14 protein-coding genes and 1 pseudogene are annotated in these 23,268 nt (G+C 72.3%); 8 read left to right on the top strand and 7 right to left on the bottom strand.

What is annotated here, in order from left to right:
* Positions 1–68: 68 nt before the first annotated feature.
* Entirely contained in the window at positions 69–1,709 is a 1,641-nt protein-coding gene (locus tag Sm713_RS13535; protein WP_212911981.1) for an alkaline phosphatase D family protein, read from the bottom strand.
* Positions 1,710–1,982: 273 nt separating this feature from the next.
* Here Sm713_RS13535 and Sm713_RS13530 point away from each other — a divergent pair, with 273 nt between their 5' ends.
* From Sm713_RS13530 to Sm713_RS40345, 6 genes and pseudogenes are all read left to right on the top strand, one after another.
* The gene (locus Sm713_RS13530) at positions 1,983–4,226 is read left to right on the top strand and encodes a penicillin acylase family protein (protein WP_212909884.1); all 2,244 of its coding nucleotides are present in this window, start codon (positions 1,983–1,985) and stop codon (positions 4,224–4,226) included.
* Positions 4,227–4,844: 618 nt separating this feature from the next.
* Complete coding sequence (locus tag Sm713_RS13525; RefSeq protein WP_212909883.1) at positions 4,845–6,764, top strand: PQQ-binding-like beta-propeller repeat protein; 1,920 nt, start codon at positions 4,845–4,847, stop codon at positions 6,762–6,764.
* The gene (locus Sm713_RS13520) at positions 6,761–8,155 is read left to right on the top strand and encodes an MFS transporter (protein WP_212909882.1); all 1,395 of its coding nucleotides are present in this window, start codon (positions 6,761–6,763) and stop codon (positions 8,153–8,155) included. The genes Sm713_RS13525 and Sm713_RS13520 overlap by 4 nt, the downstream gene beginning before the upstream one ends.
* Positions 8,152–8,841: a GTP cyclohydrolase II gene (gene ribA, locus Sm713_RS13515; protein WP_212909881.1), complete on the top strand. Its 690-nt coding sequence runs from the start codon at positions 8,152–8,154 to the stop codon at positions 8,839–8,841. The genes Sm713_RS13520 and ribA overlap by 4 nt, the downstream gene beginning before the upstream one ends.
* Positions 8,838–10,550, top strand: a complete 1,713-nt coding sequence (locus Sm713_RS13510; protein ID WP_212909880.1) for a WD40 repeat domain-containing protein — start codon at positions 8,838–8,840, stop codon at positions 10,548–10,550. Before ribA ends, Sm713_RS13510 begins: the two co-directional genes overlap by 4 nt.
* A 57-nt stretch (positions 10,551–10,607) precedes the next feature.
* A pseudogene (locus tag Sm713_RS40345) lies at positions 10,608–10,979 on the top strand (class I SAM-dependent methyltransferase); the annotation flags it as partial.
* Positions 10,980–11,353: 374 nt separating this feature from the next.
* On the opposite strand, the gene Sm713_RS13505 reads toward Sm713_RS40345, so the two are convergent.
* The 3 genes from Sm713_RS13505 to Sm713_RS13495 all read right to left on the bottom strand — a co-directional run bounded on the left by Sm713_RS13505 (position 11,354) and on the right by Sm713_RS13495 (position 16,601).
* Positions 11,354–13,480, bottom strand: a complete 2,127-nt coding sequence (locus tag Sm713_RS13505) for an AfsR/SARP family transcriptional regulator (protein WP_212909879.1) — start codon at positions 13,478–13,480, stop codon at positions 11,354–11,356.
* 355 nt (positions 13,481–13,835) lie between these two features.
* Positions 13,836–15,203, bottom strand: a complete 1,368-nt coding sequence (locus tag Sm713_RS13500) for an MFS transporter (protein ID WP_249416271.1) — start codon at positions 15,201–15,203, stop codon at positions 13,836–13,838.
* A 9-nt stretch (positions 15,204–15,212) separates the two neighbouring features.
* Positions 15,213–16,601, bottom strand: coding sequence for a hypothetical protein (locus Sm713_RS13495; protein WP_212909878.1), 1,389 nt, complete (start codon positions 16,599–16,601; stop codon positions 15,213–15,215).
* Positions 16,602–16,909: 308 nt separating this feature from the next.
* Here Sm713_RS13495 and Sm713_RS13490 point away from each other — a divergent pair, with 308 nt between their 5' ends.
* Together Sm713_RS13490 and Sm713_RS13485 are read left to right on the top strand one after the other, a co-directional pair.
* Entirely contained in the window at positions 16,910–17,935 is a 1,026-nt protein-coding gene (locus Sm713_RS13490; RefSeq protein ID WP_249416270.1) for a helix-turn-helix transcriptional regulator, read from the top strand.
* Positions 17,932–19,080 carry a GNAT family N-acetyltransferase gene (locus tag Sm713_RS13485; RefSeq protein WP_212909876.1) on the top strand — a complete coding sequence of 383 codons (1,149 nt, stop codon included), beginning with the start codon at positions 17,932–17,934 and terminating at the stop codon, positions 19,078–19,080. The genes Sm713_RS13490 and Sm713_RS13485 overlap by 4 nt, the downstream gene beginning before the upstream one ends.
* A 44-nt stretch (positions 19,081–19,124) precedes the next feature.
* Here the strand turns inward: Sm713_RS13485 and Sm713_RS13480 are convergent, their stop codons facing one another.
* From Sm713_RS13480 to Sm713_RS13470, 3 genes are read right to left on the bottom strand one after another with little or no spacing between them, the layout of a single operon-like run.
* A complete protein-coding gene (locus Sm713_RS13480; RefSeq protein WP_374195981.1) occupies positions 19,125–21,500 on the bottom strand; it encodes a xanthine dehydrogenase family protein molybdopterin-binding subunit in 2,376 nt (791 codons plus the stop codon).
* Positions 21,497–22,057: a (2Fe-2S)-binding protein gene (locus Sm713_RS13475; protein ID WP_212909875.1), complete on the bottom strand. Its 561-nt coding sequence runs from the start codon at positions 22,055–22,057 to the stop codon at positions 21,497–21,499. Before Sm713_RS13475 ends, Sm713_RS13480 begins: the two co-directional genes overlap by 4 nt.
* Complete coding sequence (locus Sm713_RS13470; RefSeq protein WP_283249805.1) at positions 22,020–22,910, bottom strand: xanthine dehydrogenase family protein subunit M; 891 nt, start codon at positions 22,908–22,910, stop codon at positions 22,020–22,022. The genes Sm713_RS13475 and Sm713_RS13470 overlap by 38 nt, the downstream gene beginning before the upstream one ends.
* Between the last annotated feature and the right edge of the window lie 358 nt (positions 22,911–23,268).

Here is a 23,268-nt window from a genome sequence, read left to right as displayed (position 1 = left end):
AGGGCCGGGTCGGCACGCAGAACAGGGAGCGAAGAACGGCCGCCGGCCGCTCACGCCCCGGACGCCGTTCACGCCTCCGTCAGGGCGGACTGGTGCACGGTGCGCAGCGTCCCGTCGGCCTCGGCCTGCTCCAGCCGCAGCCGTGCCGAACGGCCTCGCAGGGTCAGGGTCATGAGCTGGTTGCCGAACCACGGCCCTCCCCGCTTGCGCCACTTCACCGGTGGCCGGGGGCTCCGGCCGTGCCGGGTGAGGAGCCGGCCGAGCAGCCGGGCCGGGGCGCTCCAGCCGAAGCGGAAGCCGAAGCGCATGTACGCGGGCACGGAATTGTGGACGGGCGAGCACGTGAGCTGGAGGACGCGGGCGGCGGGCTGCGCGGACGGCCACGAGGCCTCGGCTATGTAGGCGTGGTGGACGTCCCCGGAGAGCACGCACACGCTCGCGGGGCCCGGCGTGGCACGCCCCGTCTCGGCTATCAGGCCGGCGAGGTCGGCGAAGGACGCGGGGAAGGCGGCCCAGTGCTCCAGGTCGGCCGCCCGGCGCATGCGTTCACCGAAGCGCGCCCAGCGGCCGCCGCGCTCGCCCGCGCACAGTGCGGCGTCCCAGGCCTCGACGTCGTGCACCAGATGCGGCAGCAGCCAGGGCAGGGAGGTGCCTATCAGCAGGTGGTCGTACGCCTCCGGGTCCTGGCGTACCTGCTCCCGCAGCCAGCCCGCCTCGCCCGGGTCCAGCATGGCGCGGCGGTCCTCGCCGAGCACCCGTGCCGCGCGCGAGTCCACCATCACCACCCGGACGCGGCCGAAGTCGCGGCGGTAGCTCCAGCGGAACGAGGCGGGGTCGGCGTCGGCCGCCTCGGTGACGGCGCGCAGCGCCTTGGTGCCGTCCTCGGTGGCGCGCACGGCGGCGTAGGCCGGGTCGTCGGCGAGTTCCGCCGGGGAGAGGTTGCCGAGGTGCTGGTGCACCCAGTAGGACATCAGGCCGCCGAGCAGCCGCTGGGACCACCAGCCGGTGGCGCGCATGTCGGCGAGCCAGGCGGCGGAGGTGTTCCAGTCGTCGATGATGTCGTGGTCGTCGAAGATCATGAGGCTGGGCACGGTGGAGAGCAGCCAGCGGACCTCGGGGTCGAGCCAGGACTCGTAGTAGAGGTGGCAGTACTCCTCATAGTCGGCGACCTCCGCGCCGGGGGCCTCGTCGAGGCCGCGCCGGCCGGCGATCCAGTTCCGGGTCTCGTCGGAGGTCTCGTCCGCGTAGACCTGGTCCCCCAGGAGCAGCAGGACGTCGGGGCGTTCGGCGCCTGGGTCGGCCGCCAGCCGGCCGGCGAGGGTGCGGAGCGCGTCGACGCCGGCCCACTCCTTGCCGCCCGCCGGGGCCGCGGCCCAGCGGCAGGAGCCGAAGGCGACGCGCACGCCGTCGCCCTCGTCCTCGCCCTCACCGGGGGACCGTATGACGGAGGGCGGGAAGCCGGAACCGGGCAGGGGCCACACCGGGGCGTCGTCGAGGAGGACCTCGTACGAGGGCGAGGTGCCCGGTTCGAGTCCGGTCACCGTGACGAGCGCGTAGTGGTGCCCGGAGACCTGGAAGGTCTCGGACGTGCCGCCCGCACCGTTCGAACAGCGCACCTCGACGGCGCACGGGCCGCCCGTCTCGACCCACACCGTCGCGGACGAGGAGTCCGCGAACCTCAGCAGGGGGCCCAGGCGCAGTTCGGCCATGGTGATCTCTCTTTCGCCGGGTTTGTCGACCATGCACGCGCCTGCGGCGGTCACAACGGACTCCCGGTCCGACTCGGGGGCGCGATCCGTCACGGGCCTGACCGTACCGGGCGTCCTCCGGGTGCCGGCACGCGGGACACCGCCGCTCCCCCGGGCCGGGGGCGGACGGCCCTCAGCTCCGTCGAGGGGCACTTCTCAGCCATCGCCCAACGATTGAGGATATGCATGTCCATGACCAATCCCCCTTGGTTCTCGACGGAAGTGGAGCAATTCATGAGCCACGCAGAGAACACCCACCCGCAGGACGGGCGGTGGAGCCGGCGCCGCGTCCTGGGTGGAGCGGCCGGACTGGCCGCCGCCGCGGCGGTGCTGCCGTCCCCGGCCGCGTACGCGGCGCCGTCCGTGCCGGACGCGGCCCGCTGGCGCCGGCAGGCCGCGCGGGTGACGATCACCCGCGACGACTGGGGCGTCCCGCACGTGGTCGGCGAGAGCGACGCCGACGCGGTGTTCGGGATGATGTACGCCCAGGCCGAGGACGACTTCAACCGCGTCGAGCAGAACTACCTGGTCGCCCTGGGCCGCCTCGCCGAGGCCGAGGGCGAGAGCGCGATCTGGCAGGACCTGCGCCAGCGGCTGTACCTGGACCCCGAGGAGCTGAAGGCGGACTACGCGAAGGTCCCCGCCTGGCTGCGGGCGCTGATGCGGGCGTGGGCGGACGGGCTGAACTACTTCCTCGCGACGCACCCCGAGGTACGCCCGCGCGTGCTCGACCGGTTCGAGCCGTGGATGCCGCTCAGCTTCTCGGAGGGGAGCATCGGCGGCAACATCGAGTCGGTGCCGCTGACCCAGCTCCAGGCCTTCTACGAGAAGCGGCCGGTGGCGATGACCGACGAGGAACGCGGGCCGCTGTTCCGGGAACCCACCGGATCCAACGGCATCGCGATAGCGCCGAGCCACACGCGGGACGGCCACGCGCTGCTGCTGATCAATCCGCACACCAGCTTCTTCTTCCGCTCCGAGCAGCATGTGACGAGCCGTGCGGGGCTCGACGTCTACGGCGCCGCCACCTGGGGACAGTTCTTCATCTACCAGGGCTTCAACCCGGACACCGGGTGGATGCACACGACGAGCGGCGTCGACAACGTCGACGACTTCGCCGAGACGATCGTGACCGGGGCGGACGGCAAGCGCTCCTACCGCTACGGCGACGCCCTGCGCCCGTTGACGACGAAGAAGGTCACGCTGTCCTACCGCACGGCGGACGGCGGGCAGGCGCGGCGCAGCTTCACCACCTTCGCCACCCACCGCGGCCCGATCGTCCGCGAGGCCGACGGCAAGTGGATCGCCTGCGCGCTGATGAACCGGCCCGTCGCGGCGCTGGAGCAGAGCTTCCTGCGCACCAAGACGCGGGATTACGCGGGCTATCTGCGGGTCGCCGGCCTCAAGGCGAACAGCTCGAACAACACCGTCTTCGCGGACTCGAAGGGCGAGACCGCTCTCCTCCTGCCGCAGTTCATGCCGGTGAGGGACGACCGCTTCGACTACCGGAAGCCCGTCGACGGCAGCGACCCGGCGACCGACTGGCACGGGCTGCACAGCCTGGCGAGCATGCCGCAGGTCGTGAACCCGGAGAACGGCTGGCTGTACAACTCGAACAACTCCCCCTGGACCGCGGCGGGTGCGGACAGCCCCCACGCGGCGGACTACCCGCGCTACTTCGACCAGGTCGGCGAGAACCCGCGCGGGCCGCACGCCATCCGGGTGCTGAGCGCGCGCGACGACTTCACCCCCGAGACCCTGATCCAGGCCGCCTTCGATCCGTGCCTCACCGCCTTCGCCCGCCTGACACCGGGGCTCGTCGCCGCGTGGGACGCCCTGCCCGAGGACAGCGGGCGGAAGGCGAAGCTGGCGGGGCCGATCAGTCTGCTGCGCGACTGGGACCACCTCTGGTCGGCGGAGTCCTCCGCCACGTCGGTGGCCGTGTTCTGGGGCGAGGCGCTGTGGGCTCTCACGTCCCAGTCGGCGGCGGACGCCGGCATGTCGGTATGGGACTACATGGCCGACCGCGCCACCGACGCGCAGCGGCTCGACGCGCTCGAATCCGCGACGGACCGCCTGGTGCAGGACTTCGGCGACTGGCAGGTGCCCTGGGGCGACATCAACCGCTACCAGCGCAACGACGGCGCGATCGTCCAGGAGTTCAGCGACGCCAAGCCGAGCATGCCGGTGCCGTTCACCTCGTCGCGGTGGGGTTCGCTCGCGGCGTTCGAGGCCAAGCGCTACCCGGGAACCAAGCGCTACTACGGCACCAGCGGCAACAGCTTCGTGGCGGTGGTGGAGTTCGGGCCGCGGCTGCGCGCCTGGGCGGTGACGACGGGGGGCACGAGCGGGCACCCCGACTCCCCGCACTTCGACGACCAGGCCGAACGCTACGCGAAGGGCGGCCTGCGGCCCGTCTACTTCCGCCCCGAGGACCTCGCCGGGCATATCGAGCGGAGGTACAGGCCGGGCATGTGACTCATCGTCACATGAAGATACCGAAATCCCCGCGCCTCCCGGAGGCAGGGACTCCGCTTTAACTGTGCCGACCATTCACCGCGGTGGGGCAACAACGGGCTCGGCAAGGGCGGCGGATGATTGATGCTCGACGAAACACCTGGTCAGACGGATGGGATGGAACTGGTACCGACGCGGGAACGGTGCGGTAACCCGGGCGTGCAAGGTAATTCCTGCCTGAAGTTCACGGCGGTCAACGCGTTTGCTCCGCTCGGACTAAAGGCGCAACCCGCTTCCGTTCGCGCGGAATGGCGGGGAGGGATCCGCGATCTGGATCCCACCCCGGCATGCGGGAATGCAGGATCGCCCTCGATTCGGCGAAGGAGGTGAATTCAGATGACCATCGTCCGTCGCGTGACTCGCGCCGCCATCTGAAGGAGGGTTCCGGTCTCACCGGACCCGTACCGCGGGAACAGGACACGACGCCGGCAGCCAGGCTGCCCGGCCTCGTGATCCACCCGCCCTGAGCCCCGGCGCACCTCGTCGAGGGTCATCGCCCCCGGGGGGAGGTCGACTCCCCCCGGGGGCGTATCACATCGCAGCCGTCCATCCGTCCAGAAGCGAGAGGAGTCCGGTCTCATGGGCGCGCTTGACAGGATCACCCGTATCGTCAGTCATCCAGGACGCGGTCTATTGGCCTGTGACGTCCGAGGCGGGCTGCACTGGCTCGACCGTGACCTCAACACCCGCGTCTCGTCCACCGGACCCGCCTCCGCCCAGGCCCCGTCCGGCGACCCCATCTACGCGGTGCGGGTGGTCGGCGACTGGATCATCACCCGGGACAAGGCCGGCAACATCTGCCGGTGGGAGGCCGACACGCTGCGCCTCACCGACCGGCTCGACGCGGCGTCCACCGCCAACACCGAGCACCTGCTGGAGGGCGAGCAGCCGTCGCCCACCATGCTGCGCGGCATCGGCCTGTGGGACGGCAAGGCATACCTCAACAACGGCTACTTCCAGGTCGTCGTCCTGGACGTCGAGTCGTTCACCGTCGACCGGATCACCCTGTGGCCGCACGGCTACGACATGCTGGAGTGGTTCTGCACCGACGCACCCGGCGTGCACGCGGTCTCCGACCGCAGCGGGCGCATCCACCTCGGCTCCCTGCCCGACCTGGACTTCCCGACGGTGGTACAGGTCGACAGCTCCAACGTGCACCGCGTCGTCTACGACGAGCGCCACGAGAGGTACTGGGCCATCTGCGACGCGGGCCTCGGCCCCACGCGCAACATCAGCAACGGCATGGTCACCCTGAGCCTGGACGGCGAGATCGACCAGCGGATGGACATCGCCCGCAACGACGTGGAAGGCCTCGTCTTCTCGCCCGACTTCTCCAAGGCGTACATCGGCGGCTTCGACGGGGAACTGGTCGTCTTCGACAACACCACGCCGCAGCTGAGGATCGACCAGCGCATCCGCGGCTTCAGCCACCAGATCATCGACATCACCGTCGACGAGGACGGCAGGCTCTACACCCTCACCCAGGACGGTGAGGTGACGGCCCTGTCCCCCCAGGGCGAGGTGCTGGGGCGGCTCGGGCACCCGCGCCAGTGCGTGTGGGACATCCAGCCGCACCCGACGGTTGACGGCTCGCTCGTCATCGCCACCGACGACGGTGCCTTCGAGGCCCGCGTGCGCACATCCCCCGCGGGCCACGCCTCGATCGACCTGACGGGCCGCCACCGCACCGGGCTCGGGTTCTCCCGCCGGATGTGCCCCGTCGGTGACGACCTGGTGGGCGTGTTCTGGCCCTCGCGCCTGCGCCGCTTCACCACCGTGGGCGGCACGGTCTGGGAGGCCCAGCTTCCCGGCATCGCGCACACCGTCGCCGTCTCGCCCGACGCCAGCCGCGTCCTGGCCGCCTGCAACGCCGGCGCCTACGAGTTCGACGCGGCGACCGGCGAGCCGACGTGGCAGGTCGAGGACCTGCCCGCCAGCGCGTGGGCCTGCGCCTACCTGGACGACGGGCGCCGGCTGGTCGCGACCCGCAACGGGCGGCTCACCGCGTACGGCGACGAGGCCGACCCGACCTGGTACGCCGAGCTCGACAGCTACCCCAAGCGGCTCATCGTCGACGGCGACCGGGTCAGGATCACCGGGGGCGGCGGCGTCAAGGAGATCGAGGTGGGCGAGGACAAGCCCGGCCGCCAGTTCATCGAACTCCTCGACAACACCGCGGAGAACTGCGCCCTGATCGACGGGGTGCTCTGCGTCGTCACGTACGGCATGCAGGTCGCCGCGTTCGACTACGACACCACGGAGCTGCTGGACTTCCACGAGGACCTGCCGGACTTCGGCAAGGGCATGGCCGCGGTGCACGGCCCGGACGGCCGCGCCTACGTCGCGGTCGGCGGCCGGGGCGGGTTCCTGCGGCTGTACCTGATGGAGCGCACGGGCCGCGGCCGGGTCCTCACCCCGCTGCGTGACACGTGGCTGCCCCGCTCCGACCGGCCGGTGTCCGCCGCGGGCGCCACCGGTGGGGAGGCCGCCGGGCGATGACCGACGCAGGGACCGCGCAGGAGGCGGGCTCCGTGACGCGGGACGGAGCGGGCGCACAGGCGGCCGACGACACCGCGGAACCCAACCCGCTCTCCGACCGCCGGTTCCTCGTCTTCGCCGCGGGCAACGCCGCCAACAACGTCGGCGAGGCCCTGTACGCCACCGCCCTGCCGCTGCTGGCCTACCACCTGACCGGTTCCCTGACCGTGATGGCCTGGCTGGCCGCCGCCGTCCCCGTGAGCGATCTGCTCGCCCCCGCCCTCGGGGCGTGGGCGGACCGGCGGGGCGTGCGGGGCCTGGTCGTCCAGGGCCTGCTGGTGCAGGCCGGCGCGGCGCTCGCCATGAACCTGCTGCTGGCCGGCGGGCACTCGGCGCCGTGGCTGCTGTTCCTGTGCGCCCTGGTGCTGGAGTCCGGAGGGCTGGCCTACCGCACGGGCTGGATGACCGGGGTACCCGCACAGTTCCCCGCCAGCCCCACCCGGGCCAGGGGCACGCTCAACAGCCTCTTCCTGGCGACCACCCTGGCGGGCCCGCTGCTCGTGGCGGCGCTGCTGCCCTGGGTGGGCTACCAGGGGCTGCTCTGGCTCAACCTGCCCACGTTCTTCGCCCCCCTGGCGGTCTGGGCCGCGGGGATCAGGCCCGCGGCCACCCGCCGGGACGCCGCGCCCGCCTCCCCGCCCGGGGCCGCCGGGCCCGCGGAGAAGCCCCGGCGGACGAGCCCGTGGCAGCGGATCCGGCGGGCCGACCGGGCGAGCGCGCCACCGTCGCGCATCCGCGACGGCTGGGACGCCATCAGGCAGGACAAGCGCATCAGCGTCATGCTGGTGGCCGACATGGTGCTCCAGGCCGTGTGCGGCACCGGCCTGACCGCGCTCATCGTCTACGACCTGCGGCACGGCTGGTCCCTGACGGGCCAGCAGGCCGGCCTCGCCATCGCGGCGATGAACGTGGCGTCGCTGGTCGGCAACCTCCTGGTCTCCCAGCGCAGGCGGCTGCGGCCCTTCAGGCCCATGACGCTCGGTGTGGCGGCACGGTCCGCCGCGCTGGTCCTGATGGTCGTGCCGGTGTGGCCGGCCTTCATGTTCGCGGTCGTGCTCGGTGCCCTCGGGCAGGGCGCGGTGATGGCGACGGTGGTCATGGCGCGCGTGAGGTACCTCCCGCCCGGGGTCCTGGGCCGTGCCTCGGGTCTCATCTGGCTCCTGACCGGCGGCGCGGCCCTGCTGTCCCCCGTGCTCGTGCCCGCGCTGGACGACGCCGTGGGCGCGCACCCCACCTTCCTGGTGCTCGGGATCGCCACCGCATCGGTGCTCCTGCACCTACGACTCACCCGCGCCGCGTGGCGGCCGGTGCCGAGGCCGCAAGAACCGGCTAGGAGGACGAACGAACCATGATCGAGCCACGCGACAACACCCAGGCCGAGGCCGAGCCGTCCGTGAGTCTGCTCGACGGCGACACCGCCGCACTGCCCCCCGCACAGATACGCGGCAGCGTGCACATACCGCTGCACCACGGCACGGCGGAGCCCATCGCCGCGGACGTGATGACCTTCGGCGGGCTCCTGGACGGCCGCGAGCACCTCGCGCTGCGGCTCGGGCCGCGCCATCCCGAAGTGCCCCTGGTGCGCGTCCACTCGGAGTGCCTCACCGGTGAGGTGCTCGGGTCGGCGCGCTGCGACTGCGGGCCCCAGCTGCGCGAGGCGATGCGCCTGATCAACACCGCGGGAGGCGTCCTGCTGTACCTGCGGCAGGAGGGCCGCGGCATCGGCCTCTACAACAAGCTGGACGCCTACAGCCTCCAGGACAAGGGCCTCGACACCTACAGCGCGAACCGCGCGCTCGGCCTCGACGAGGACCTGCGGGACTACGGAGTGGCCGCCCAGATGCTGCGCGCGCTCGGCGAGACCGAGATCGACCTGCTCACCAACAACCCGGACAAGCGGGAGCAACTGCGCCACTACGGCATCTCCGTACGGCACACCGTGTCCACCGGCGTGTACGCCAACCCTCACAACACGGCCTACCTGACCGCGAAGGTCGCCCGCACCGCGCACACCATCCGCCTTGAGGAGTCAGCGTGATACGTCATAACGGACCCATCAGCGGTGTCGCCGCCTTCGGCGGCAGCCTCGTGGCCACCGCGGGCTACGACAACCAGGTCATCCTGTGGGACGCCGGGAGCCGGGCGCCGATCAGCCGCGGCTACCACGACCACCTCGCCAACCAGGCGGCCTTCAGCCCCGACGGGCGCCATCTGGTGACCGCGTCGAGCGACTACACGGCACGGGTGTGGTCGGTGCCCGGCCTCAAGCTCGTGGCCGTCCTCAGCGACCACAAGGACGACGTGGAGATGGCGGCCTTCCACCCGACTCTCGACCTGATCGCGACCGCCTCCCGTGACCACAACGTCCGGGTGTTCGACCTGTCCGGGAAGCTCATGGCCGCCTTCGAGGGGCACACCGCCGACGTGATCTCCGTCGCCTGGGCGGGGGACAGCAGGGAACTGCTGACCTCCAGCGACGACGGGACCGTCAAGCGCTGGTCGCTCGACGCCGGCGGGCTCGTCTCCGAGGTGGACCTGGGCGGCGCGGAGACCGACACCATCGCCATCACCCCGACCGGGACCGTGTACGCGGGCAACGACGACGGCGAGATCGTCATCATCGCCGACGGGCGGACCAGCGCCACCCCCGCCCACGAGGCGGGCATCAAGCGCCTCGTGCACAACGCCTCGTCGCAGTCGCTGGTCAGCCTCAGCTACGACAGGACCATGCGGGTCTGGGACACCTCCTCCCCCGACGGCGAGCTGAGGCTCCTGCACACCGCCGAGTACCCCGCCGAGGTGTGGGCCCGGTCCTGCGCCTTCCTGGACGACACGACGCTCGCCTTCGCCACCTTCGGCTCCACGTACGCCACCTACCACCTCCCCGAGGGGCGCTGGGACCTGTCCGGCGTCCTGCCGACGGCCTGCGTCAACGCCGTGGTCGCCGACTCGGCGGGGCGCGTGTGGACGGACGGCGACGCGGGGATCGTCTGGTGCGAGGGCCAGGAGGTGTCCCGCCCCGGCAGCCTGTGCAACTTCCTCGTGGAGGTGGCGGGCCGGATGCTGACGGGGGGCCAGCTCGGGCAGGTCTTCGACGCGGCCGACGGCAGCGTCGTCCACCAGCACAGGTCGCCCCTGAACTGCGCCGCCGCGTTCACCAGGGAGGGCAGGCCGCACGTCGTGATCGGCGCCTACACGGGCGAGGGGCTGGTCTTCCAGCTCACCGACCGCGGGTCGTTCGAACTCGTCGCGACCCTGCCGCTGCACACCAACGCGGTCAAGGGCGTCGCCGTCTCCGGGGACACGCTGTTCGCGGTGTGCGCGGACACCTCGGTCTCCTGGTTCTCGCTGGACACCCTGACCGAGACCGGGCGCCTGGCCGACGCCCACGCCCGTATCGTCAACGACTGCGCGGCCCTGCCCGGCGGGATGTTCGCCAGCGTCTCCCGCGACCTGACGCTGCGGATCTGGCAGCAGGAGAAGTGCACGACGATCCCCACCCCCCACGAGAACTCGATCAAGTGCGTGGCGGCCTCCCCGGACGGCCGGCTCGTCGCGACGGGCTCCTACGCGGGCGCCATCGCCGTCCACGATCTCGCCACCGGCGACTGGCCGTTCATCGGCCGCCCGACGACGGCCGGCATCTCCTCGCTCCACTGGGACGTGACCCGGGCCCGCTTCCTCGCCTCGTCGTACGACGGGTCGGTCTACCCCGTCGAGCCCCCAGCGGCACGGGCCGCCGCCTGAACACCGCGGCGGCCCGGTGCCGGGGAGCGGCCACCACACCTCACGGAGGGATGGATCATGGAGACCGAGTACTGGAACCCCAACGTGCACTACCACCCGTGGATCCTGGACAGCCTCCCCGACCACCCTCGTGAGGCGCTCGACGTCGGCTGCGGCGACGGCCGCCTGGTCCGGGCCCTGGCAGGCCGGGCGCGGCACGTGACCGGCCTCGACTCATCGGCCGACATGGTCAAGGCGGCGTGCGCCGCCGGCAGCGGCGTGCCGAACGCCGGATTCGTGGAGGGCGACTTCCTCGCCCTGGCCGGCACTGACCTGCCGTACGAGCACTACGACGTGATCACCATGGTCGCCGTCGCCCACCACCTGGGTACGGAACGCGCGCTCCGGACGGCGGCGTCGCTCCTCGCGCCCGGCGGGCGGCTGGTCGTGATCGGCCTGGCGGATCCCGGCTCCGTCGTCGACTGGCTGGTGCTCTTCTCCTCCCTGGCCGCCGTCCGCCGCGAGGCCAGGCGGCACGCCGGGAAGCGCTCGCCGGACGCGCTCCCCGTGGCCGATCCCGACATGACCTGGTCCGAGGTCCGCCGCACGGCGCACCGCGTGCTCCCGGGCTCGCACTGGCGCCGGCGTCTCATGTGGCGCTACTCGCTGCTGTGGGAGAAGCCCGGAACGAACGCCCGTGGGCACGCCCGCCGCCTCGGACTCGGCCGCCGAGGACTCCTGACGGGCGTTCCGCCGCACGCTCGGGCGCGCGCCCCCCGCCCCCACGTTGGCATCTCGCGCCTCACGCCGCGGCGCCGCAGGCCTCACACCCGCGGCGCCGCACGCGGGCGCGGCACCACGCGCTGGCAGAGGGCCATGCCGCTGCTGAGCCTGGCCGCGTGCTGGCTCAGGCCCCGCCGGCGGGCCAGGCCGATGATCGCGAGGACGTTGCACCGCTCCCGGTCCAGCCACCGCACCGCGCGGTCCAGGGCCTCACGCGGCGGCGGAACGCTGCTGCCTGAGCCGCCCGGAGCCGCCGGAAGGGGATACACCCCCCGGGGCAGCAGCACCTGGCAGGCGCGGTCGACGCCCGTCACGGTGTGGGCGGCCAGCCGCCGGACGGCCGCGGTCTCCTCGGTGCGCCCCGGGGAGGGCAGTGACCGGGCGAAACTGCGGACGAGGCCGTGGAACGCGTACCGCCCGAACTCGTACTGCTGGAGCAGGTGCACGTCCAGCAGGTACTCCAGGGTCAGCTCCGCGCTGTCCGGCTCCGTGCCCAGCAGGGCGGCGGCCGCGGGCAGGTCGAAGTCGACACCCGGATGCAGGCTCAGCAGGCGGAACCCGTCCCGTCGTGACTCGTCCGTCACCCGGTAGGAGCTGCGCAGCACGCCGGCCACGCTGCGGTCGCCCGCCTCCATCTCGCCCAGGAGGCGGGTGTCGTCCGAGAGCCGGTCCGCCAGATGGCCGAGGCTCCAGTGCGGCCGCTTGCGCAGCCGGGCGCCGCAGATCCGCAGGGCCAGGGGCAGGCCCCCGCAGCGGTCGACCAGCCGGGCCGCCGCTTCCGGTTCGGCGGCCACCCGCTCCTCGCCCACCAGCCGGCGCAGGAGTTCCACGCCGTCCCGGCGGTTCAGCAGGCCGAGCGAGAGCTGTTCGGCACCTTCCAGTTCCGTCAGCCGGACCCGGCTGGTGATGAGCACGAGGCTTCCCGCGGCCGTCGGCAGCAGCGACCTCACCTGCGGGGCACACGACGCGTTGTCCAGGATCAGCAGCATCCGCCGCCGCGCGCTCGTCACCCGCCACGCGGCGAGGCGGGTGTCGTGGTCCTCCCCGATGCGCTCTTCCGGCACGCCCGCGGCCCGCAGCAGCTCGCCCAGCGCCCTCGTGGGCGACATCGGCTCCTCTCGCGAGGCGAACCCGCGCAGGTCGAGATAGAGCTGGCCGTCCGGGTGGTCGCCCGCCAGCCGGTGCCCGGCATGCACGGCCAGGGCCGTCTTGCCGCTCCCCGCCATTCCCTCGACGACCACGATCCGGGGGCCCGTCCGCTCGGCCTCCCCCTGCGTCGCGGCGGTGAGCCGGCGCAGCTCCTCCTGCCGCCCGGTGAAATCGGCGAGGTCGTGCGGCAGCGCGCACGGAGCACAGGGAGCGGGAGCGGCTTTCGCGGCGGGCCGGCGGTGCTGGACCGCCGTGCGCCCGGGTGCGCCGCGCAGGATCGCCTCGTGGAGCTCCGCCAGCGCGGAGCCGGGGTCGACGCCCAGCTCCTCGGCGAGCAGCGACCGTATCCGGGCGTACTCCTTCACGGCCTCGGCCTGCCGCCCCGCCCGGTACAGGGCCAGCATGAGCCGGCGCACCAGGGGCTCCCGGAAGGGGTGGGCGACGACGGCCTCGCGGAGGTCGGCGATGACTCCGGCCGTCTCACCCCGGTCCAGGCGCAGGTCGAAGCCGAGCTCGACCGCGGCGATGCGGCGTTCCTCCCAGGCGGTCGCCAGGGCGTCGATCAGCGGTCCGCCCCCGCCGGCGAGCACGGGCCCCCGCCACAGTTCCAGGGCGGCCTTCAACTCGCCGACCGCGTCGTCCAGTCGCCCCTCCGCGTGGCTCTCCCGGGCACAGCGCGTCCAGAGGTCGAAGAGCCGCAGGTCCAGGCCGTGGCCGTCGAGCACCATACGGTACCCGGAGGACTCGGTGACGATCGTCTCGGAGCCGGACGGGATCCGGCGCCGCAGGCGGGCGACGGCCTTGCGGATCTGGTGGGTCGCCGTGGGCGGGGGCTCCTTGCCCCACACCGCCTCGACCAGCCGGGAGACCGGCACCACGGATCCGGGCTCCAGGAGAAGGGTTGCGAGGACGCGCTCGTTGACGGGACCGCCGACGCCCAGCCGTCTGTCACCGTGCCAGACCTCCAACGCCCCGAGAACGTTGAAACGGACCTGGTCGTGACCGGGGTTCGACTGCATGGCGTGCTCCAACTGGTCGCGTGCCCCCCACGCGCCCAAGGTCTCCGTCCGACCTCCAGCACTGCTTGCACGTCGCTCCTGCCCCTTCCGGACTCCTGCCATGCCTGCGATCGGGTGAAGAGCCGCGGGAGGAGAACGGGATCCGTTCAGGTCATCGGCACCCAGCTGTACCTGAGCCCCCCGCACCGTCGGCCACCACCTGTACAAGTCGTTCCCCAAGCTCGGCGTGACGACCCGCGCCCAGCTCTCCCGGCTGGACCTGCCGGCGCAGGCCCCGGAGTGAAGCGCGAAGTCGCGGGTCGGTGAGCTCGGGGAACGGCCCGGTGGACGTGGGGCTCCCGGATCCGGAGCGGGCTCAGTCGGTGCCGGTGGCGTCGAGCTGGCCCACCGACTCGTCCTCCTCTGCCGGCTCGGGGGTGTTCCCGGGGTGAGAGCCCCGGTCGAGGCCGAGGACGACGGGCACGGCCAGCACGCTGATCGCCAGGAGGAACGCCCAGGGCAGCAGCGCCCCACCGTCGAGGAGTGCGGTCAGCAGGGCCGGTGCGACGGCGCCGCCGACCGACCAGGACATCTGGTAGACGGCCAGATAGCGGCCCCGCAGGGGCTCGGGCGCCATCACCACGCTCAGCTCGGCGACCGGCGGGGAGCTGAGGATCTCCGCCACGGTGTAGAGGATCATCGCGACGAGCATGCCGACGATCTGGACCCAGGCGGGCACCGCGATCAGCGCGCCGAAGACGGCGAACGACACCGCGTTGAGGACCAGGGCCAGCGCGAGCACCCACACCCGCCTGCGGCCCTCGATCCACCGGCCGGCGAGGGTCTGCAACACCACGACCATGCCCGTGTTGAGCACGACGAGCACGCCGACGATCCAGGCGCCGACCTTGAGGTTGTCCGCCGCGTAGACGGCGAGCAGCACGGTGATCACCTGGGCGGCGAAGACGAAGGCGATGTTCACCGCGACCAGCCGCAGGTACCGCAAGTCCTTCAGTACGGTGCGGTAGCCGCCGCGCTGCCGCCCGGCGGCCTTGCCCGCCGCCTTCTTCTCCTCCTTCGGAACGGGCTCGGCCCCGCCCTCACCCGCCGCCTCGCCCGCCTCCGCCCGGGGCCGCCAGGTGAGCACGAGCAGGCCGGCGATGGCGAAGGTGACGGCGTTGACCACCATGACCGCCTGGAGCCCGGTGGTGGTGCCGATGCTCAGCGCGACGGCGGAGGCCGCACCGCCGAACCCGACCCCGGCGTTGCGCAGGGCGCGGACGAACCCGAACCAGCGGGCGCGCTCCTTGCCGTCGGCGGCCAGGACCGTGAGCGGGCTGTTGCCCATCCAGAAGCAGTTGGAGCCGAGCTGGACCACGAACTGCCACAGCACGATCTGCCAGGCCGCGTGGGAGAAGAGGTAGCCGATGAAACCGACCACCGAGATCCAGTTGCCCGCGGCGACCACGGTGCGCGGCCCGTATCTGTCCAGCAGCGGCCCGATGAAGGGCGGCATGGGGAGTGCGAGAAGGCGGCCGGTCGTCAGAGCGGCGCCGATCGCCACCAGCGACAGCGGTGTCGTCTTCACGAAGAAGACGACCGTGAACGCCATCACCAGCCCGTTTCCGAGGCTGTCGATCAGATTTGCCGTGACGAACCGGCCGTTTCCCGCCAGGTCCGGCAGACCCCAGGCCGTCTGGATCCGCCGCCACGCCGAAGGTGCAGGGGTGTCCCCGGACATCATGTCCTCTCCTCAGTCCCACGACGCGGAATCAGGAATAAGGGGCTCCGCTTTTGGCTCCCGCTGATGGAATACCGCCGCGCTGCGCGCCTGGGCATGGGACTTGATGGTGATGATGCTGCCCGATCCGGCCGGCACCGCCTTGGCATATGCGCCCGCATAACCATGCGGGGTATAGAAAATGCCGTAGGCCGCATGCCATTCCCCGGTCTCGCCCGACACGGGATCGACGACGATTTCCGGCCGGGGGATCACCCGCTGCTGCACCACGCAGCCTTCGACCGCTCCCTTCTCCAGCGCCTGCCGCCATGCGGCGTCGTCCGTCTCCCAGCCGACCACCGCGCCCACTCCGCCGCCGCGGGCGTTGACCTTCAGGATCAACTGATCGCGCCGGTCGGCGCATTCGTCGAGGAGGTCGCGCTCGGCGCCGATGGTCTCCTTGGTGAGCATGCGGGTCCAGGGCAGCACGCGGTCGATGAGCCGGCACTCGTCCTCGCCCAGATTCCGCCGCCGCGCCGGGTCCGACAGCAGCCCCATGCAGCTCTTGTTGCTGAACACGCTGCTGGACAGCGGCGTCCATATCAGAATCCCGCCGGCCCGCTGTGCACGCAGCAGCGGCTCGACCAGCTCCCAGCCGTCCGGCTCCTCGGCGATCTGGGCCGCGACGAAGGTGCGGTAGACCACGTCGATTCGGGTGTCCTTGAGGTAGAGCGCGCCATCCCGTTCGTGCACGTCACCGACCTCGGCCAGCAGGATGTCGAGCCCGGCCCAGCTCAGCGCGGACTGGAAGGCGCGCCAGGTCTCGCCGTACTCCGCGAGGCCGTCCCGCCACTCCAGCAGTGCCACCACCGGCTCGCGGCCGGGCGCCACCGTGGCGCCCAGATCGCGCAGCGCCCGCACCGCGGCACGGGCGGGGTGGGAGTAACCGAGCCGGTGCCGGCGGGCGAAGTCGGCGAAGGCGTCGATCTCCAGCATGGCCCGGGGGATCTCGCCCGCGAGGTCCCAGCCGCCGACCTCGCTGCCCAGGCCGAACTCCAGGAGTTTGAACGACGTTCCGTCATGATAGAGATCGGCCCGGCCATTGTGCGGTGGCAGTGCGTCACCGATCTGCTGGATCGCCGCCCACCGATCGTCACTGATGCCCAGTACGGACCGGAATGCGTTGAGATCGCCACCGAACATCCGGTCCGGCAGCGAAATGAGTATGTCGACGAGGTGGCGCAGATCGTCGGCGAACTCGCGCATTTCCCGCTCGGCGACGAAGAGAGGTCTGGCCAAATATTCACCATGCCACGGGGAGAGCGTCTGAAATCCCTTGACATGCTGAGCAACTTCGGGCAGACCGCTGCCCGGCACTCGGAACTCCTGGTTGTACTGCGTGGTTAACGCCTCAGCCGACATGAAGTCTCCCCCTGTTCGGTACTGACTACGCTCCTCGGCCCACATACGCTGTCGCTTCGACGTGACCCGCGATGGCTCAAAATGCTGGTCGACGTCGACAGCCGACACGGGCTTGTGTCCAACTACTAGACTAGTTGAGCATGCGAAAGGAATAGTTCTACACCATGCGCGAACGGTTATGTTCAGCCATGCCGCAAGAGCAGCGAATGCCAGTGGAACGCTTCCTGTCGACGGGGGAACGAGGCACGGGTTGCCTACTCTTGGTGGAAGGCCATTCGGGAACGGGAAAAAGTCATCTACTGACGGCCATGGCGGCCGAGGCACGGGACAAGGGCTTCCGGGTCCCGTCGCCCCAGGTCGTCCGGGCCCCGATCCTGCTGCGAGCCTGGCTCGGGCAGGAGGATCGCGCGACGCCGGCCCTGGTTGCCGTCGACGATCTGCACAAGCACGACGAACGGCTGCCCTCGGCGCTGCCGCAGTTGATCGCCGAGTTCTCCTCGGCGTCGATCGTGTGGGCACTGGCCAGGCGCCCCGGACGCGGTGGCCCGGACGTGGAGCGGGTCTTCTCGCTGCCGTCCGGCGAGCCGTCGCTGCCCGACACGAGGGTGGGCCTCGGCCCCTTGTCCGAAAGCACCGTGCGGGCGGTCACCACCGACCTGCTCGGCGCACCCCCCTCGCACGCGCTCGAAGCACTCGTGGCGACCGCGGCGGGCAACGCCCGGCTGGTCGTCGAGCTGCTGCGGGGTCTACTCGAGGAGAGCGCCGTCACCGTCGTCGACGGCATGGCCGAGGTGACACGCACCGAACTGCCCCAGCGCGTCCACCGGGTGGTCCGGCTGCTGCTGGCCGAGGTCTCCCCGCGCTGCCGGCTGTTCATCCAGCTCGCCGCCCTGAGCGGCATGGAGTTCGAACTCGCCGCGGTGGCGGAGCCCTTCGAGCAGCCCGCAGGAATGCTGCTGCCGCTGGTCGAGGAGGCCTGCGACGTCGGTGTCATCGCCGACGCCGGCGACCGGCTGGTCTTCACCCAGCCGCTGTTCTGGCAGGCCACCCTGGACTCGCTGCCCGAACCGATGCGGACCGGATCGCCGCGGGCGACCGCCCGCGCCAAGGAGGGCAAGAGCGAGTCGAGCTGGCCGGCCGGCCTCGGGGAGATCGATCTGATGATCGCGAACCTGGTCAGCCACGGGCTCACCAACAGCCAGATCGCCACGCGGATCAACCGCTCACCACACACCGTCAGTTACCACCTGCGGAAAATGTTCGGCACGCTCGGCATCCGATCGCGCAGCGAGCTCGCGGGGAGGGTCCGGCAGAGACTTGGGGAGGCGCCATGACCGTCACGACGAGCTGTTTCGCCGACGCGACCGGCGGTATGGAGGACGCCGAATGGGACCGGCTCGCCGGCGGCCGGTTCTACTCGTCGGCCCTGTGGCTGAGACTGTGCGCCCTCTCGGGCGGATCGGTCTCCGGCGGCCTGCACGTGGAGACTCCGGGGGGCGGCCGGGCCGCCGTTCCCGTCGCAGCCGTACGCGAGGAACCCAACCCCCACCTGCGCTGGCACGACCTGCTGACCGGGCGCGGCCTGCCGAGCCCCGGGCCCGGCGGCATCCTCGTCGGGCAGCGCCGCGGCTACCTGGCGCACCTGCTCACCGGCGAAGGCGTCGACCGGGCGGCGGCGGCCTCCGCGCTGCTCGACGCGGTGCGTGCGCTGCGCTCGCCCCTGCACGAGGGAGAGAAGGTCGCCCAGGTGGCGATGTACCTGACCACGCCGGATGTCACGGCGCTGCGCGCGGCGGGGGTACGGGCCGCCCCGGTCGCGTTGAAGACCGACGCGTGGATCGAGATCCCGCCCGGTGGCTGGGACGCCTGGCTGGGATCGCTGTCCGGGCACCGGGCCCGCCGCATCCGCAGCGAGGCGCGGAAGTTCGAGAGGGCCGGCTACCAGGTGGAGCACCGGACGCTCGCCGAGTCCTGGCAGGACGTCGCCCGGCTGCTGGCCCGGACCGAGGCGCGGTACGGGCGGACCGTCGACGTCGCCCCGATGGCCGAGTCGTTCCGTGCGCAGGGTGAACTCGCGGGGTCGCGCTCCGACGTGGTGCTGATCTCGCGTCCGGGCGAGCCGCCGGTCGGTTTCTGCCTGTACTACCGCTGGGGCGACACCGTGTACCTGCGGGCGATCGGCTTCGACTACGACCGGCTGGCCTCGGCCGCGGAGTACTTCAACCTCACCTACTACATGCCGGCCCGGATCCCGGGCGTGCGATGGCTGCACGCGGGCACCGAGACGGCGGAGGGAAAGGCGCTGCGCGGCGCGATGCTACGGCCCCTGTGGCTGCTCGACCTGTCCGAGGACAGCCCGCTGACGGGATACGACGAGGAGATCCGGCAGCACAACCGCTCCCTGCTCGACGGCCTGCGCGACTCCTCGCCCGCGGTCGCCGCCGCCCTGGAGTACGACCTCTGGGAGCCGTACTGCTGAGGGGCCACGGGGGTTCGTCGCAAGCCTCATAGTGCACGGACCCGTTACGGTCGGGGCGCGCTCCGCGTCCCGACCGTGAGGTGGTGGGGACGGATCGGGACCCGGGTCACGTCGAGCCCGGTGGCCGCCCTGACCGCCCCGGCCACCGCCGCCGTCGCCGAGATCGACGGGAGCTCACCGATGCCGCGCAGGCCGTACGGCGCGTGCGGATCGGCCCGTTCCAGGATCTCCACCCGGATGGGCGGGATGTCCGCCATGGTGGGCAGCAGGTAGCCGGAGAACGACGGGTTGAGCACCTGCCCGCCGGCCAGCTCGATCTCCTCAAGCAGCGCGAGGCCGGCCCCCTGGACGGTCCCGCCCTGGAGCTGCCCGGCGATGGCGGACGGGTTGATCGCCTTCCCGACGTCCTGGGCGATGGCGAGGTCGATCAGCCGCACCAGGCCAAGATCCAGGTCGACGTCCACGACGGCGCGGTGCGCGGCGAAGCCGAACTGCATGGCCGAGTTCCCCTGCCCGGTCTCCCGGTCCAGCGGGAAGGTGGTGCGGTGGTGGAACTCCGCCGTCTTCTCGATCACGCGCGTGCCGAGCACGTCGGCCAGCCCGGCCGCCTGCCGCCCCGCGTCGTCCACGACACCGTCCTCACGCAACCGCCAGGCGGCTGGCGGGTCTTCGTACCCGGCCTGCCGGACGAGGTCCAGCACCTCCTCGCGGACCTGGCGGCACGCCTCCCGGACGGCGCCACCGGTGACGTACGTCTGCCGGGACGCCGACGTCGGGCCCGCCGTGCCGAACGTGGAGTCCTCCTGGCGGATCTCGACCCTGCCGACGCCCAGCTCGGTGACGGCGATCTGGCGCAGGACGCCGAGCACGCCCTGCCCGACCTCGGCCGCGGCCGAGGAGACCGTGGCCAGCACGGCGCCGTCGCCGGCGACCTCCAGCCGCACGCGGGCCGTCGAGTAGTCGTCGAACCCCTCCGAGAAGCCGATGTTCTTCAGGCAGGCCGCGTAGCCCACGCCGCGGACGACCCCCTCGGGCGCTGCGGGGTCCGCCGGCGGCAGCGGAAGCCCGCGCAGGGTCTCCAGCAGTTCGGCGACCGGTGCCGGGCTGTCCAGCACCTGCCCGGTCGGCAGGGTGGCGCCCTCTTCGAGCGCGTTGCGCAGCCGGATCTCCACCGGGTCCATGCCGAGTGCCGTGGCGAGCCTGTCCATCTGGCTCTCGTAGGCGAAGCACGGCTGGACGGTGCCGAAGCCGCGCATCGCCCCGGCGGGCGGGTTGTTCGTGTACACGGCACGGGAGTCCACCTGGACGTGCGGCACCGCGTAGGGGCCGACCGCGTGGGTCGCCGCGTTGCCCGCGATCGCCGGCGAGCTGGACGCGTAGGCCCCGCCGTCCAGGACGATGTCCGCCTTGACGTACACGAGCGCCCCGTCGGACGTGGCTCCGTGCTCGTAGTGGAGCACCGCGGGATGGCGGTGGACGTGGCCGAAGAACGACTCGGTGCGCGTGTACACCATCTTGACCGGCCGGTTCAGGCGCAGCGCCAGCAGGCAGGCGTGCACGTGCAGCGACAGGTCCTCGCGCGCGCCGAACGCGCCGCCCACGCCCGCGTGCTTCAGCACCACCTTGTCCGGGGGCAGTCCGAGGCAGGCGGCCACCTGTTCCTGGTCGACGTGCAGCCACTGGGTGGCGATGTGCAGCTCCACGCCGCCTCCGGCGACCGGGACGGCGAGGCCGGACTCGATGCCCAGGAAGGACGGGTCCTGCATGCCCAGGGAGTAGCTGCCGCGGACCACGACGTCGGCGGCGGGCAGGTCTCCGGTGCTCGCCGCGCCGCGCCGGATCCTGGTGTGTGCCACGAGATTGCCGTCCGGATGGAGCCACTCGCACTCCGGGTCGAGTGCCCTCGCGGCGTCGGTGACCGGCTCCCGGACGTCGTAGTCGACCCGGATCAGCTCGGCCGCCGCGCGTGCCGTCTCCAGATCGACGGCCGCGACCACCGCCACCGCCTCGCCGTGGTAGCGCACCCGGTCGGCGGCGAGCACGGGCTGGTCCACCTTCATCTGGCCGAACAGCAGGCGGCCCGGGATGTCGGCGTGGGTGATGACGTCCAGCACGCCGGGGAACTTCTGCGCGTCCGTCGTGTCGATGGAGTGGATCAGCGCGCTCGGGTACGGGCTGCGCAGCGTCACCGCCCACACCATGTCCTCGGCGGCCAGATCGGAGGAGTAGACGAAGCTCCCGGTCACCTTGGCCGGCCCGTCGGAGCGGCCGGGGCTCGTGCCGATGCCCCCTGCGGTCCCCGTGCCGATGCCCTCCGCGGTCCCCGTGCCGATGCCCTCCGCGGTCTTCGTGCCGATGCTCTCCGCGGTCTTCGTGCCGATGCTCTCCGCGGTCTCCGTGCTGACACCCTGTGCGGTCACGGCAGCGCCACCTCCGGGGCGGCGGGAGCGGGAGCGGCGGACGGCCCGGCCGCCGCCGGCTCGGCCGCCATGCGCTCGGCCGCCAGCAGCACCGCGTCGACGATCTTCTGGTAGCCCGTGCAGCGGCAGATGTTTCCGGCCATCTCGCGGCGCACGTCCTCCGCCGAGGGGCGTGGCGAGCGGGCCAGCAGGTCCACCGCGGTCACCACCATGCCGGGCGTGCAGAAGCCGCACTGGACCGCGCCCGCGTCGATGAACGCCTGCTGCACCGGGTGCAGCGCCCCGGCCGCCCCGGCCGCCGGCGCCCTCTCGGGCACCTCGGCGGCCAGGTCCTCCACCGTCCGTACCGAGCAGCCGTCCGCCTGGGCCGAGAGCACCAGGCAGGAGTTGACCAGGAGACCGTCGAGCCAGACCGAACAGGAGCCGCACTCGCCCTGCTCGCAGGCGTTCTTCGGGCCGATCAGGCCGAGCCGTTCGCGCAGCAGGAAGAGCAGGCTCTCACCGGGCCCGTCCTCGCAGTCATGGCGCTTGCCGTTGACCGTCACGGTGATGTCCATGGTGTCCTTTCGCGAGGAACGTGTCCCAGACCTGGACGAGGTTGCGGGCGGCGAGCACGGAGACGGCCCGGCGCCGGTAGTCCGCGCCGACCCCGCCGCCCTCGACGGGGGTGGCGGACGTGGCGGCGAGCCGGCCGAACTCCGTGACGAGGGCCGCCGGAAGGGGCCGGGCGGTGCCCAGCGCACCGGATTCCTCAAGGAGCCGCTCGGCGGCCCGGGCCCGTACGGGCGCCGCGCCGTAGGCCCCGAGGGCCGCGCGGACGCGCCGTCCGTCACGGTCCAGGGCGATGGCGAAGGAGCAGAGCGCCTTCACGAGCCCCAGCCGCAGACCGATCTTCTGGAACCGCTGCGGTCCGGCCGCCCGCGGCACCCGCACGCCCGTGATCAGCTCGTCGGCCGCGAGCGCGGTCCCGCCCCGGTGGCCGTAGAAGCCGTCGGCGGGCACCCACCGGGCGCCCCGCACCGAGGAGAGCTCGATGTCGGCGCCCGCGGCGAGCAGGGCCGGATGCACGTCCCCGGCCGCGGAGGCCGTGCCCAGGCTGCCGCCGATCGTGCCCCGGTTGCGCACCTGGCGGGAGCCGACGGAGCGGGCGGCCAGGGCGAGGCCCGGCAAGTGCGGGCCCAGCAGCTCCGCCACGGCCGTGTGGCACACCCGGGGCCCCAGGCGGACGGTGTCCGGACCCACCCGGTACCGGTCGGAGCCGGGGATGCGGCTCAGGTCGAGCAGTACCTCGGGCCGCAGGTTCCGCAGCTTGATGGCGACCATCACGTCGGTGCCGCCGGCGACGGGTACGGCGTCGGGGAACTCGGAGCGGACGGCCACGGCCTCAGGCCAGCTCTGTACGCGTACCACCTGCACGTGTTCCCCCCAGGGCCTGTCCACCGGACCATGCCGCACACGCGGAATCCGGCACGCACGTCCGCGTTGACGAGGTGCCGGGCTTCCGGCGAGCGGATGAACCGGGCAGGCCGGGGTCACGGCCGCCACGGGTCCGTCGCCGGGCGGCTTCACTCTCCACGGCGGGCCCGCGAGAGGCAAGAACGCCCAGGCGGACCGGCCCGTTCGCGTAGTCGCCCTACACGATCGCGTAGTGGCAGGTCCGCCGGTCCAGGTGCCAGGATCCGGGGTGGGCGCGGCCCCATACGGGTCCTTGCGGACAGGTGCACGCCCGATCGGGCACGGTGACGGGGCGCGACGACTCTCGGCGCAC

Source organism: Streptomyces sp. TS71-3 (assembly GCF_018327685.1).
In the GTDB taxonomy this organism is placed as follows: domain Bacteria; phylum Actinomycetota; class Actinomycetes; order Streptomycetales; family Streptomycetaceae; genus Streptomyces.
This window is presented reverse-complemented; position numbering and strand designations above follow the sequence as displayed.

What these genes read in the sequence shown, in the direction of transcription:
- Sm713_RS13535 (WP_212911981.1), bottom strand. Translation starts at nt 1,709, where the DNA reads ATGGCCGAACTGCGCCTGGGCCCCCTGCTGAGGTTCGCGGACTCCTCG.
- Sm713_RS13530 (WP_212909884.1), top strand. Translation starts at nt 1,983, where the DNA reads ATGAGCCACGCAGAGAACACCCACCCGCAGGACGGGCGGTGGAGCCGG.
- Sm713_RS13525 (WP_212909883.1), top strand. Translation starts at nt 4,845, where the DNA reads ATGGGCGCGCTTGACAGGATCACCCGTATCGTCAGTCATCCAGGACGC.
- Sm713_RS13520 (WP_212909882.1), top strand. Translation starts at nt 6,761, where the DNA reads ATGACCGACGCAGGGACCGCGCAGGAGGCGGGCTCCGTGACGCGGGAC.
- ribA (WP_212909881.1), top strand. Translation starts at nt 8,152, where the DNA reads ATGATCGAGCCACGCGACAACACCCAGGCCGAGGCCGAGCCGTCCGTG.
- Sm713_RS13505 (WP_212909879.1), bottom strand. Translation starts at nt 13,480, where the DNA reads ATGCAGTCGAACCCCGGTCACGACCAGGTCCGTTTCAACGTTCTCGGG.
- Sm713_RS13500 (WP_249416271.1), bottom strand. Translation starts at nt 15,203, where the DNA reads ATGATGTCCGGGGACACCCCTGCACCTTCGGCGTGGCGGCGGATCCAG.
- Sm713_RS13495 (WP_212909878.1), bottom strand. Translation starts at nt 16,601, where the DNA reads ATGTCGGCTGAGGCGTTAACCACGCAGTACAACCAGGAGTTCCGAGTG.
- Sm713_RS13490 (WP_249416270.1), top strand. Translation starts at nt 16,910, where the DNA reads ATGGCGGCCGAGGCACGGGACAAGGGCTTCCGGGTCCCGTCGCCCCAG.
- Sm713_RS13485 (WP_212909876.1), top strand. Translation starts at nt 17,932, where the DNA reads ATGACCGTCACGACGAGCTGTTTCGCCGACGCGACCGGCGGTATGGAG.
- Sm713_RS13475 (WP_212909875.1), bottom strand. Translation starts at nt 22,057, where the DNA reads ATGGACATCACCGTGACGGTCAACGGCAAGCGCCATGACTGCGAGGAC.